General features: G+C 71.7%; 9 protein-coding genes. 5 read left to right on the forward strand and 4 right to left on the reverse strand.

Going from position 1 to position 12,496, the window contains the following annotated elements; genetic code table 11:
* Nucleotides 1-29: 29 nt before the first annotated feature.
* The gene (locus AB0B29_RS28895) at nt 30-638 is read right to left on the reverse strand and encodes a response regulator transcription factor (protein ID WP_362244396.1); all 609 of its coding nucleotides are present in this window, start codon (nt 636-638) and stop codon (nt 30-32) included.
* Between the two features lie 316 nt (nt 639-954).
* Between AB0B29_RS28895 and AB0B29_RS28900 the strand changes: the two genes are divergently transcribed.
* The gene (locus tag AB0B29_RS28900; protein ID WP_362244605.1) at nt 955-3,117 is read left to right on the forward strand and encodes a PP2C family protein-serine/threonine phosphatase; all 2,163 of its coding nucleotides are present in this window, start codon (nt 955-957) and stop codon (nt 3,115-3,117) included.
* A 115-nt stretch (nt 3,118-3,232) separates the two neighbouring features.
* On the opposite strand, the gene AB0B29_RS28905 is transcribed toward AB0B29_RS28900, so the two are convergent.
* Nucleotides 3,233-4,642, reverse strand: a complete 1,410-nt coding sequence (locus AB0B29_RS28905; protein ID WP_362244397.1) for a S1 family peptidase — start codon at nt 4,640-4,642, stop codon at nt 3,233-3,235.
* A 743-nt stretch (nt 4,643-5,385) separates the two neighbouring features.
* On the opposite strand from AB0B29_RS28905, the gene AB0B29_RS28910 reads away from it, so the two are divergent.
* The 4 genes from AB0B29_RS28910 (at nt 5,386) to AB0B29_RS28925 (ending at nt 11,552) form a co-directional block, all read left to right on the forward strand.
* On the forward strand, nt 5,386-5,601 hold the full coding sequence (locus AB0B29_RS28910) for a type A2 lantipeptide (protein ID WP_351641428.1): 216 nt from the start codon (nt 5,386-5,388) through the stop codon (nt 5,599-5,601).
* 95 nt (nt 5,602-5,696) lie between these two features.
* Complete coding sequence (locus AB0B29_RS28915) at nt 5,697-6,503, forward strand: HlyD family efflux transporter periplasmic adaptor subunit (protein ID WP_362244398.1); 807 nt, start codon at nt 5,697-5,699, stop codon at nt 6,501-6,503.
* Nucleotides 6,500-8,725, forward strand: a complete 2,226-nt coding sequence (locus AB0B29_RS28920) for an NHLP family bacteriocin export ABC transporter peptidase/permease/ATPase subunit (protein WP_362244399.1) — start codon at nt 6,500-6,502, stop codon at nt 8,723-8,725. Before AB0B29_RS28915 ends, AB0B29_RS28920 begins: the two co-directional genes overlap by 4 nt.
* Before the next feature lies 1 nt (nt 8,726).
* Nucleotides 8,727-11,552 (forward strand): NHLP bacteriocin export ABC transporter permease/ATPase subunit, encoded by a 2,826-nt coding sequence (locus tag AB0B29_RS28925; RefSeq protein ID WP_362244400.1) that lies wholly within the window; start codon nt 8,727-8,729, stop codon nt 11,550-11,552.
* 4 nt (nt 11,553-11,556) lie between these two features.
* On the opposite strand, the gene AB0B29_RS28930 is transcribed toward AB0B29_RS28925, so the two are convergent.
* Together AB0B29_RS28930 and AB0B29_RS28935 are read right to left on the reverse strand one after the other, a co-directional pair.
* A complete protein-coding gene (locus AB0B29_RS28930) occupies nt 11,557-12,084 on the reverse strand; it encodes an SRPBCC family protein (RefSeq protein ID WP_362244401.1) in 528 nt (175 codons plus the stop codon).
* A gap of 5 nt (nt 12,085-12,089) precedes the next feature.
* Nucleotides 12,090-12,431 (reverse strand): ArsR/SmtB family transcription factor, encoded by a 342-nt coding sequence (locus AB0B29_RS28935; RefSeq protein ID WP_362244402.1) that lies wholly within the window; start codon nt 12,429-12,431, stop codon nt 12,090-12,092.
* Nucleotides 12,432-12,496 lie beyond the last annotated feature (65 nt).

Genomic DNA, 12,496 nt, shown 5'->3' on the forward strand with positions numbered 1-12,496 from the left:
CGAGGTGTCCGAACGACAGGGCCCAGCGGTCAGAGCCAGCCCTGGCCCTGCGAGATGCGTATCGCGTCGATGCGGTTGCGGGCCCCGGTCTTGCGGGTGATGGCGGCCATGTAGTTGCGCACCGTCCCGTGGGACAGGTGCAGGCTCCCGGCGATCTCCGCTATGGACGCTCCCTCGGCCGCGAGGGTCAGCACGCTCAGCTCTCTGCGGGTCAGCGGCATCTCGGCCGCCTTGAGGAACCCGAAGCCCAGCGAGTCGTTGACGAAACGTTCCCCCTCAGCAACACGACGGATCCCGCGCAGCAGATTCTGCGGGGATCCCTCCTTGTCGACGTACCCGAGCGCCCCCGCCTCGACCGCCCGCTTGAGCAGGCCCGGCCGGTTCGCGCTGGCGAGCACGAGTAATCGGGGGCGTGCACGGTCCGGCGCCGGCCGGCACAGTTCGCCCAGCGGGGGGATGCCGTAGGAGTCCGCGCACTCCAGGTCCGCCGCGCACACGTCCGGCCTGACCGACCGCACCGTGCCCGGCGCGCCGCGCCACGACGTGTCGTGCACCGCCAGGTCGGACTCCTGCCGCAGCCACTCCGCCAGCACCGACCGCACCAGACACTCGTCGTGGACCAGAAGCACCCGGATCACTGCCACCCCCTACGCTCGCCGTACGCCCCCTCGTCTGTTGAGCGCGTGCCCCATTGTTCGCGACGGTGACCCTGCGTGGACACGAGAAACCAGCCATCAGGAGGCGCGGGGGCGCACGCCCGGCGCCCGTACGCCTGCCCACGCTTCGACTACGGGGGCATGGGTCGGGTCGCTCGGGGTACGGAAGTGCCCCCCGTGAGGCCGGCGCAGGTGTGACCGACGGTAACCGGCACCGTTCGGGAACCGCTCGTCGTGCGGGACGGGCCGCCAGGGGGGAGATTTGTTCCTGAACCCGGTCGCGCGGCCGTGCGAGGAGGTGGTCGGCGTGTCCGACGGGCAGTCGTCCGCGCAGGCGCCGGCAGCCGCCCGGACGCCGGTCGGCCGTCCCCTGCTGTCGCTGGCACTCGCCTCGATGATGGACGAGGTGCACGCCCACTCCGGAGCGGTGTACCTGATGGCCCCGGATCAGCCGGTGCTGGAGATGGCGGTGATGGCCGGACTGCCCCGGGCGTTCGCGGCGCCCTGGGAGCGGGTGGGCCTGAGCGCGCCGATCCCGGTCGCCGACGCGGCTCGCGAGCGGCGGCTGGTGTGGGTCGGCGGCGAGGAGGAGATGGCCCGCCTCTATCCGCGGATCGCCGTGGTGCTGCCCTACTCGTTCGCGCTGGCCGCCGTGCCGGTCGCCACCGAGTCGACCGTCTACGGAGCGGTCTTCGTGACGTGGCCGGGCGCGCACGCGGCGGAGATGTCCGACCACGAGCGTGATCATCTGACCGCGGCCTGCGGCCGGCTGGCGGTCCGGCTGGAGCGGGCCGCCGAGCACAGCATCCCGCCGCACCCCGAGACCGATCTGCTCGCCTCGCCCCTGGTGGGCGGCATGGCCGGCACGCTCGGCACGGTCGAGGCGGCCCGGATGGTGAGCCGGCTCCCCTACGGGCTGGTCTCGCTCGACCTGCACGGACGGGTCGGCTTCGTGAACGCGGCGGCGGCCGAGTTGCTGAACGTCCCGGTCAGCCGGCTGCTCGGCACCCAGCTGTGGGCGTCGGTGCCCTGGCTCAACGACCCGGTCTACGAGGACCGCTACCGGGCGGCTCTGCTCAGCCAGCACGTCACCTCGTTCGTGGCGCTGCGCCCGCCCGGGGAATGGCTGTCGTTCCGGCTGTACCCGAGCACGACGGGCCTGAGCGTGCGCATCACCAGGTCCAGGGCCGTGTCCCGGATGAACCGGACCGCTCCGCCGCCCGACGGGGCACCGTCCCGGCTGGTCACCATCACGCAGGTGCTGGACCTGGCCGGGGCGCTCACCGAGGCGGTGGGCGTGCAGGACGTGGTGCAGCTGGTCGCGGACGAGATCGCCCCGGCGGTGGGCAGCCAGGCCCTGGTCGTGCTGGGCTCGCGGGCCAAGCGGCTGCGGGTGCTCGGGCACCGCGGGTACCGGGACCCGCACGTGGTGGAGCGGTTCGACGGGATGCCCCTGACCGAGTCGACACCCGGCACCCAGGTGCTGCGGACGGGCGTGCCCGCGTTCTTCGAGTCGCAGGAGCAGCTGGAGCGCCTGTACCCGGCGCGGCTCGCGACCCCCGACGGGTTCGCGGCCTGGGCCTTCCTGCCGCTGATCGCCCAGGGCCGTCCGGTGGGGACGTGCGTGCTCTCCTACAGCGAGCCGCACCCGTTCCCGACGGAGGAGCGGGCGGTGATGACGAGCATGGCGGGGCTGATCGCGCAGGCGCTGGAGCGTGCGCTGCTCTACGACGCCAAGCACCGGCTCGCGCACGGTCTGCAGGAGGCGCTGCTGCCGCACTCCCTGCCGTCGCTGCCCGGCATCGAGGCGGTCGGCCGTTATGTGCCGGCCACTCAGGGCATGGACATCGGCGGCGACTTCTACGACCTGGTGGGCGCCCAGGGGCGTGCCGCGGCGGTGATCGGGGACGTGCAGGGCCACAACGTGACGGCGGCCGGGCTGATGGGACAGGTCCGCACCGCGGTACGGGCGTACACGACCGTGGGGCAGGCGCCCGAGGAGGTCATGAGCAGCACCAACCGGCTGCTGCTCGACCTCGGGTCCGACCTGTTCGCCAGCTGCCTGTACCTGCGGCTCGACCCGGAGCACGGGCGGGCCGTGATGTCCCGGGCGGGGCACCCCCCGCCGCTGCTGAGACGGCCGGACGGGCGGGTGCGGGTCCTCGATCTGGCGGGCGGCCCGCTGCTGGGCATCGACGCCTCGGCGGTGTACCCGACGACGGTGGTCGCCCTGCCCCCCGGTTCGCTGCTCGTCCTCTACACCGACGGGCTGGTGGAGTCCCCCGGTACGGACTTCGAGGAGGCCCTCGCGGATCTGGGCCGGCGGCTGGCCGACGCCGGGGACCAGCCGCTGGACGAACTGGCCGACGGTCTCGTCCGGCATGAGCGGCACCGCGCGGACGGGGAGGAACGGCTCGACGACATCGCCCTGTTGCTGATCCGGGCCCTCGAGCAGGGGTAGGGCCGGTGGGCATCGGCAACCGGCCCGGAACGCAGGGGAGCCGGTCCGGTTCCGCCAGGAAGGGGGCGGAACCGGACCGGCTGCGTCGGACCGGCTGCCGACGGCTCTGCGGGGGTCAGCGGGACTCGGTCAGACCGGAGTGGTCCTCGACACCCTGACCCGCGTCCTGACCGGCACCCGCGTCCTGACCGGCTCCGGCGCCCGCTTCGTCGCCTCCGGCCTGCTCACCGGCACCGGCCTGCTCACCGGCACCCGCACCGGCACCGGCCTCGTCACCGGCGCCCGCTTCGTCGCCCGCACCGGCCTCCTGGCCCGCACCGGCTTCCTGGCCCGCACCGGCTTCCTCGCCCGCACCGGCTTCCTCGCCCGCACCAGCACCGGCCTCGTCACCGGCACCGGCGCCGCCGCCCGCGCCGAGGGTCGCGCCCACCGCCTCCAGGGCGGTGGTCACCGGCTGGAAGAACGTCTCGCCGCCGGCCGTGCAGTCACCGCTGCCGCCGGAGGTCAGGCCGATGGCGAGACCGTCCTGGGTGAACAGCGAGCCGCCGCTGTCGCCGGGCTCGGCGCAGACGTCGGTCTGGATGAGGCCCGTGACGGTGCCTTCGGGGTAGTTCACCGTGGCGTCGAGGCCGAGGACCTGGCCGTCGTTGAGCCCGGTGGTGCTGCCCATCCGGAAGACCTGCTGCCCGACGGTCGCCTCGGCCGCCTCGGTGATCGGGACGGTCTGGTCGCCGGTGTTGACCTCGCTGGGCGCCTCGGTCGCGGGGTCGTCGTACTTCACGAGTGCGAAGTCGCCGTTGCCGGGGAAGGTCGCCTGGTCCACCGTGGCGATCGGCTGACCGCCCTGGGTGTCGGACCACTCGTTGCCGCCGAGGGTGCAGTGACCGGCCGTCAGGAAGGCCGGGGAGCCGTCATCGGCGGTGACGTTGAAGCCGAGGGAGCAGCGCGAGCCGCCCGCGAAGATGGCGTCGCCTCCGGAGACGAACGGCTTGAAGGTGCCGGAGGACTTCTTGAGCGTGGCCATGCCGGAGCCGAGCTCCTGCACGGTGCTCTGCAGTCTGTCCCACTTGGCACCGGTCACGGTGCTGTCGGCGGTCACCAGGAGCTTGTTGGTGCGCGGGTCGATCGACCACGAGGTGCCCGCGATGGTCGCCTCGGACTTCAGCGTCGACGCGCCGTCCTGGAGCTCCGACCAGCTGTTGTCGACCTCGCGCACCTTCGCACCGGCCGCCTTCGCCTGCACGATCACGTTGTTGTCGTCGCCCGGTACGACGTTGACGACGAGCTGCTTGCTGTCGGCGTCGTAGTAGGAGCCGCCGAACGCCTCACCGAGGAGCCCGGAGAGCTGCGAGGCGAGATCCGAGGCGTCGCCCGCCTTCAGGGTCTTCGGCGCGGCAGCCGCGCCGGCGGACGAACCGTCCTGCGAGGCGTTGGCGTTGGGGAGCAGGATCGCGGCCGCGCCGAGCGCCACCACGCCGCCCGCCGCTATCGCGGCCTTGCGCTTCGGAATTCGCTTGTGACTCAAACTTCTCTCCTCCTGGGGAACGGAGTAGGTGCCGCCGTCCGGCAGCTTCTGGGGGGCGTCTGGATGGCTGTTGGTACGCACGTGCCGGACGGGGCGTTCAATTCCGATTGCAAGTGATCGCTTCGCATCGAGGAATCAGCCAACTCCCCCCGCACACCGACCGACCGCTCATCCCGCGACCGCCCTGTTCACAGGGGCCGGTCCGGCAGGGCGGACCCGGCCGGCCCGCGGTGAGCCATGACCGGATGACGGCCTTTCAGGACGGGCGTCGCCCCGGGACGGCGGAACGACACGCTCCGTGTTCGGCTGGAAACGATCTGTCGCAATCGCGGAGTCAAACCCCGGCTTCAGCGAATCTGCACATCGACTGCTCAACCCGGTCACCGAAAGGAGGGTTATCCACAGCCCGGCCGTGTGGGTCACGCCTTTGGGGCGGGAGTGCCGGATTCGCCGCCCGGCGACTCAAGGGCTGGGATGCGCCGATGCGGTGGCGCATGTGAAGAACTCGCCCCCAAGCCGTGCGCAGACCTCCACGGATCGGTGCCGCTGGGGCGCAAGTTGCCTGGTGAGAGGGGTGGTTGATTGGAAGCGCGGAGCAGCGGCGTGCTTTGATCCATCGCACCGCGGGGGCCGCTCAGGGCACTCGGAAACGAATGTCCGGCGCTCGTGGTCGCGGCCGTCATCTGTCCCCAGAGGGGGCCGCTCCCCCCTTGTGAGATATCCATATGAAGGGAAGTTCCATCATGAACTCCACCCCCCAGGTTGAGACCGCCGAGATCGCTGACGCCCAGCTCGACGCCATCTCCGGCGGCCTGTCCGTGAACGCCGTGAACACCGTCACCGACACCGTCGACGGCATTGCCCCGGTCTCCGGCCTGGTCGACACCGCCGTCGGCACCGTCGAGGGCGTCACCGGCCTGAACACGGCCCCGGTCACCGGCCTGGTCTCCGGCCTCTGATCGAGCCTTTGCGCCGATGATTCCCGGAACCGCAGCCGGCGGTTCCGGGTTCTTCGGGTTCCGTTACCACCTCTTCCACGGGTGAGGGAAGTTCCTTGCAGTTCCGCCAACAGGCCCTCGCCAAGCTCCAATCACCGGAGGAACTCGACCTTCCGGTGCGTTTCGCCCGTCCGCAGGGCTGGCTCGTGCTCTCGGTGACGGTCGTCGCCATGGCGGCCGCCTCGGTGTGGGCCGTGACCGGCTCGGTGACCTCCACGGTCAGCGCGCCCGCCATCATCACGCACGGGCAGGGCAGCTATGTCCTGCAGAGCCCCGTCGCGGGCCAGGTCACCGCGGTGCTCGCCAAGCAGGGCCAGCAGCTGCCCGCGGACTCCCCCGTGCTCAAGGTCCGCACGGCCAAGGGCGAAGCGGTCGTCCGTACGCTCGCCGCGGGCCGGGTCTCGGCGCTGGCCGCGACCGTCGGGCAGATCATCCGGACCGGCGCGAACGTCGCCGCCGTCGAGAAGGTCGCCCACCCCGGCGACCCGCTCTACGCCACCGTGTACGTCCCGGCGGAGAACGCCGCCTCGATCCCCGACGACGCCTCCGTCGACCTGACCGTGCAGTCGGTGCCGACGCAGGAGTACGGCGTGCTGCGCGGCCATGTGAAGTCGGTGGACCGCTCGGCCCAGTCCCCGCAGACGATCGCCGCGTTCCTCGGGGACAGCCAGTTGGGCGAGCAGTTCACCAAGAAGGGCAGGCCGGTGGCCGTGACGGTGCGGCTGGACAAGTCCTCCGCCACGAAGAGCGGCTACCGGTGGTCGTCGGCGGACGGCCCCCCGTTCAAGCTGACCTCCATGACGCTGGCCTCCGGTTCGATCCGGCTGGCCGACCAGCGACCCGTCGACTGGCTGCTGCCATGAGCGCGACCGCACAGGAGCCGCGGAGCAGGCGCCGCGCCGCGCCGCCCAAGCGCAAGGTGCCCAAGGCCCGGGCGAAGACCGTCCGCACCCCCACCGTGCTCCAGATGGAAGCCGTCGAGTGCGGCGCCGCCTCCCTGGCGATGGTGCTCGGCCACTACGGCAAGCACGTCCCGCTGGAAGAGCTGCGCATCGCCTGCGGCGTCTCCCGGGACGGCTCACGGGCCAGCAACCTCCTCAAGGCGGCCCGCTCCTACGGCCTGACGGCCAAGGGCATGCAGATGGACCTGGCCGCCCTCGCCGAGGTGAAGTCGCCGGCCATCCTGTTCTGGGAGTTCAACCACTACGTCGTCTACGACGGCATGGGCCGGCGATTCGGACGCCGCGGCGTCTACATCAACGACCCGGGCAAGGGCCGCCGCTTCGTCCCCATGGAGGACTTCGACGGCAGCTTCACCGGTGTCGTGCTGGTGATGGAGCCCGGCGAGGAGTTCACCCGGGGCGGCCGCAAGCCGGGCGTACTGGGCGCGATGCCGGCACGGCTGCGCGGCACGGCGGGCACCATGCCCGCGGCGGTCCTGGCGAGCCTGCTGCTGGTGGCGGTCGGCGCGGCGGTTCCCGCGCTCAGCCGCACCTACATCGACGAGTTCCTGATCGGCAACCAGACCTCGCTGCTCGGCGTGCTGTTCACGTCGATGGCGGCCTGCGTGCTGCTCACGGTCGTACTGACCTGGCTCCAGCAGGCCAACCTGCTGCGCGGCCGCATCATCTCCTCCACTCTCTCCAGCGCCCGCTTCCTGCGGCACCTGCTGCGGCTGCCGGTGACGTTCTTCTCCCAGCGCAGCCCGGCCGACCTGGTGCAGCGCCTGCAGTCCAACGACGCGGTGTCCGAGACCCTGTCCCGCGACCTCGCCGCGGCGGGCGTCGACGCGATCGTGGTCGTGCTGTACGCGGTGCTGCTGTACACCTACGACCCGCAGCTGACGTTCGTCGGCATCGGCGTGGCCCTGCTGAACGTCGTGGCCATGCGGGTCGTCATCAGGCTGCGGGCGACCCGCACCGCGAAACTGCGCGCGGACACGGCACGCCTCACCAACACCGCCTATACGGGCCTTCAGCTCATCGAGACGATGAAGGCGACCGGCGGCGAGGACGGCTACTTCCGCAAGTGGGCCGGGCAGCACGCCACCACCCTGGAGGAGCAGCAGCGGCTCGGCGTGCCGAGTGCCTGGCTGGGCGTGGTCGCGCCGACGCTGGCCACCCTCAACAGCGCGCTGATCCTGTGGATCGGCGGCATGCGGGCGGTGGAGGGGCACATCTCGGTCGGTCTGCTGGTCGCCTTCCAGGCCCTGGTCACCCGCTTCACGGCCCCGCTGACCCGGCTGAACGGCGTCGCGGGCCGCATCCAGGACTTCGCCGCCGACGTGGCCCGGCTGAAGGACGTGGAGAACTTCCAGGCCGACCCGCTGTACGGCCGCCCCGGCTCCGGCGAGTCGACGCGCCGGCTGCAAGGTCATGTCGAGCTGGAGAACATCACGTTCGGCTACAGCCCCCTCGACAAGCCCCTGCTCTCCGGCTTCGACCTGACGGTCGGCCCCGGGCAGCAGGTGGCTCTGGTGGGCGGCTCGGGCAGCGGCAAGTCCACGGTGTCCCGGATGATCTCCGGGCTGTACGCGCCGTGGGAGGGCGTGATCCGTATCGACGGGCAGCGCATCGAGGACATCCCGCGCGGTGCGCTGGCCGCCTCTGTCTCCTTCGTCGATCAGGACGTGTTCCTCTTCGAGGGTACGGTCCGGGACAACGTGGCCCTGTGGGACCCGTCGATCCCGGACGACGCGGTGGAGGACGCCCTGCGCGATGCCGCCCTGTACGACGTGATCACGCGCCGCCCGGGCGGCATCCACAGCAAGGTGGAGCAGGACGGCCGCAACTTCTCCGGCGGGCAGCGCCAGCGCCTGGAGATCGCGCGGGCGCTGGTGCGCCGGCCGAGCATCCTGGTGCTCGACGAGGTGACGAGTGCGCTGGACGCGGAGACCGAGCAGGTCGTGATGGACAACCTGCGCCGGCGCGGCTGCGCCTGTGTGGTGATCGCGCACCGGCTGAGCACCGTGCGCGACAGCGACGAGATCGTCGTCCTGCAGCACGGCACGGTCGTGGAGCGGGGACGGCACGAGGACCTGGTGGCCCGCGGCGGCGCGTACGCGGCACTGGTCAGGGAGCGGTGAGATGACGGCCGTTCACGAAGGACACGACGGCGACCTGGTGCTGGGCGCCTTCGGGCAGATGGGCTCGCGCATCGACTGCGCCGGGTTCAACCGCCTCGACCTCGAAGGCCCGCAGGTGCTCTGGCTGGTCGCCTCCGGTGCCGTGGACCTGTTCGCGGTCGACGCAGGGCAGCAGGGCCACTGGCACCATCTGGGCCGGCTGGAGGCGGGCTCGCTGGTGCTCGGCCCGGTGCCGGGCCCCCAGCACACCCTGGTGGCCCGGCCGCTGCGGGACTGCGTGGTGCACCGCATCGGCCTGCGCGAGCTGTACCAGCCGGCCAGCACGGCGACCTGGTCGTACGACGAGTACGGCAACCCGCAGTACGTGCCGCCGACGACGAGTCCGCTGGAGTACGCGCTCGCCCTCGGGGTCGGGCGCAGCCTGTCGATCCTCTTCCAGGCGCCGATGGCCACCGAGCGGGCCGCGGCCCCCACGGACGACGACGTGTTCTGGATGCAGGTGCCGCCGGGCAGCGTGCAGTACGGCTCGCTGTACGGCGCGGAGGCCGCGGCCGACCTGCTGATGGATCCCGCGCTGTGGCAGTCCATGGTCGATCAGCAGTACCGGCTGCTGACCACGCTGGACCGCTGGATCGAGCAACTGGAGCAGACCCACGAGACGCGTACGGCCGAGGGCATCAAGGCCGGTGAGGCGGTGCGCGCCCAGGCCGACCGGACGCTGCTCGCCTCCATAGGCGAGCGCTCCTCGAAGCGCACGACCTCGGCCGACGCGGACGCCACGTACGCGGCCTGCAAGCTGGTCGGCCAGGCGGCCGGGATCCGTATCACCGAGCCGACCCAGAAGGGCACCGGCGGCGACCGTCTCGACCCGGTCGAGCAGGTATCCCTGGCCTCCCGCGTCCGGACCCGGGCGGTACGGCTCGACGGCCGCTGGTGGCGGGACAACGTGGGGCCGCTGGTGGGTCAGCGGGCCCTGTCGGGGGCGCCGGTGGCGTTGCTGTGGCGGCGCGGCGGCTATGTCGCGGTGCATCCGTCGACGGGGCGCGAGACGCCCGTCGAGAAGGCCAACGCCGACGAGTTCGAGCCGCGCGCGGTGATGTTCTACCGTCCGCTGCCGGAGCGGGGGCTCGGCCCGCTGGGGCTGCTGCGGTTCTGCCTGCAGGGCATGCGCGGCGACCTGACGGGCCTGCTGCTCAGCGGTCTGGTGACGGTGGCGATCGGCGCGCTGGTGCCGGTCGCCACCGGCAAGGTGCTGGGCGAATTCGTACCGAAGGCGCAGACCGGCCTGATCGTGCAGGTGTGTCTCGCGGTGATGCTGAGCAGTGTGGTCGCCGCGGCCTTCATGCTGCTGCAGAACCTGACCATCCTGCGGATCGAGGGCCGGATCGAGGCCACGCTCCAGCCGGCGGTGTGGGACCGGCTGCTGAGACTGCCGACGAAGTTCTTCACCGAGCGCTCCACCGGCGAACTGGCCAGCGCGGCCATGGGCATCAGCTCGATCCGCAGGCTGCTGGCCGGTGTGGGGCCGACGGTCGCCCAGTCGGTGACGGTCGGCGTGATGAACCTGGGTCTGCTGTTCTGGTTCAGCGTGCCGATGGCGATGGCCGCGATCGGCATGCTGGTCGTCATCGCGTCGGTGTTCCTGGCCCTCGGGCTGTGGCAGGTGCGCTGGCAGCGGCGTCTCGTGGTGCTGGCCAACAAGCTGAACAACCAGGCCTTCCAGACGCTGCGCGGGCTGCCGAAGCTGCGGGTGGCGGCCGCCGAGAACTACGCGTACGCCGCGTGGGCCTCGGAGTTCGCGCGCAGCCGGGAGCTCCAGCAGAAGGTCGGCCGTATCAAGAACCTCACGACGGTGCTGGGCGCGGTGTACCTGCCGCTGTGCACCCTGTTGATGTTCATGCTGCTGGCCGGTCCGGCCCGGGGCTCGATGTCGGCGGCGGCTTTCCTCACCTTCAACACCTCGGTGACGATGGTGCTGACCTCCGTGACGCAACTGACGGGCTCGTTCGTCTCGGCGGTGGCCGCGCTGCCGCTGTTCGAGGAGATCAAGCCGGTGCTGGACGCGACACCCGAGGTGCGTACGGCGAGCACCCGGCCGGGTCCGCTGACCGGGGCGATCGAGGCGCGGCGGGTGTCCTTCCGTTACGCGGACGACGGCCCCCTGGTCCTGGACGACGTGTCGTTCGAGGTACGGCCGGGCGAGTTCGTCGCGGTCGTCGGTCCGAGCGGCTGCGGGAAGTCGACGCTGCTGCGGCTGCTGATCGGCTTCGACCGGCCCGTGTCGGGGAGCGTGCTGTACGACGGGCAGGACCTGGCGGCTCTGGACCAGTCGGCGGTGCGCCGCCAGTGCGGTGTGGTGCTCCAGCACGCGCAGCCGTTCAGCGGATCGATCCTGGACGTCATCTGCGGCACCGAGCCGTACACGCCGGAGGAGGCGATGGCGGCGGCGGAGATGGCGGGTCTCGCCGAGGACATCAAGCGGATGCCGATGGGGCTGCACACCATCGTCGCGGGCAGCGGAGCCGTCTCCGGCGGCCAGCGTCAGCGGCTGATGATCGCCCAGGCGCTGATCCGCCGGCCGCGCATCCTCTTCTTCGACGAGGCGACCAGCGCGCTCGACAACGAGACGCAGCGCACGGTCATCGAGAGCACCAAGGCCCTCAACGCGACCCGGGTCGTCATCGCGCACCGGCTGTCGACCGTGATGGACGCCGACCGGGTCGTGGTGATGGAGGACGGCAAGGTCATCCAGCAGGGCCCGCCCGCCCAGCTCCTCGCCGACACGAACGGGCGGCTGCACGAGCTGGTGCGGCGGCAGCTGGCGTGAGCCGTCAGTCCTGTCCGGGCACGGGCGCGCCGGAGGGCAGGCCGGCGGCGACATAGGCGGCGTAGAGGTCCTTCCAGGGTGCGTCGGGCCCGGCGTGCGGACCGGCGGTGCGCTCGCCGCGCGCCCGGGCGTCCAGCATGGTCAGGCACACCTCCCAGCCGGCGCCGTTGCGGGCGGCGGTGTCCTCGGCGGCGAGGACGTTGGTCAGGGTGAAGCGGGTGCGCCGGCCGTCGACGTCTTCCAGGTCGAAGTGGACTTCGTCGCCGCCCCAGTCGAACGACAGGTGCCGGGGCGGCTCGACGGCGAGGACCCGGCCGGTGGCGTCCTCCATGTGCGGGTCTGCGCTGAACCTGACCGCGCCGCCGGGGCGCAGCTCGATCTCGGCACGGGAGGGGAACCAGCGCTCCAGCTCGTCCGGGTCGGTCACGAACCGCCAGACACGGTCGACGGGGTGGTCGTAGACCCGGCTGAAACGGACGGCGGGGCGGCCGTCGTCCAGCGTCACATAGGTGCCGGTGAGGTCCGTGGTCACGGTGATCAGTCCTTCGCTGCGGGCGGTTCGGGGGTGTCCGGCCTCTCGTCGAGGCGGCGGCCCAGCGCGTCGAGGCTCTTGTTCCACAGCGCGCGGTAGGGGGCGAGCCAGGCGTCCAGGGCGGCGATCGGGCCGGGGTCGAGGGCGTAGACACGGCGCTGGGCGTCCTGCCGTACCCGGACCAGACCCGCCTCACGCAGGACCTTCAGGTGCTTGGAGGTGCTCGGCTGGCTCAGTTGGCACGCCTCGACGATCTCACCGACGGACCGGGGCCGCTCCAGGAGCAGGGCGACGATGGCCCGCCGGTGGGGGTCGGCGAGCGCGGTCCAGAGGGCGGTGTCGGGCATGGATCCAATATGCCTCCATCGTTATATGCCCGTCAAGGAATATGAGCCCGAGGGAGAGCGCAAGC

The organism is Streptomyces tibetensis (assembly GCF_040647715.1).
Classification (GTDB): Bacteria; Actinomycetota; Actinomycetes; order Streptomycetales; family Streptomycetaceae; genus Streptomyces; species Streptomyces tibetensis_A.

Excerpts from the sequence above, each read along its gene's own strand:
- AB0B29_RS28910 (WP_351641428.1), top strand. The coding sequence starts at position 5,386 with ATGAACTCCACCCCCCAGGTTGAGACCGCCGAGATCGCTGACGCCCAG.
- AB0B29_RS28920 (WP_362244399.1), top strand. The coding sequence starts at position 6,500 with ATGAGCGCGACCGCACAGGAGCCGCGGAGCAGGCGCCGCGCCGCGCCG.
- AB0B29_RS28925 (WP_362244400.1), top strand. The coding sequence starts at position 8,727 with ATGACGGCCGTTCACGAAGGACACGACGGCGACCTGGTGCTGGGCGCC.
- AB0B29_RS28935 (WP_362244402.1), bottom strand. The coding sequence starts at position 12,431 with ATGCCCGACACCGCCCTCTGGACCGCGCTCGCCGACCCCCACCGGCGG.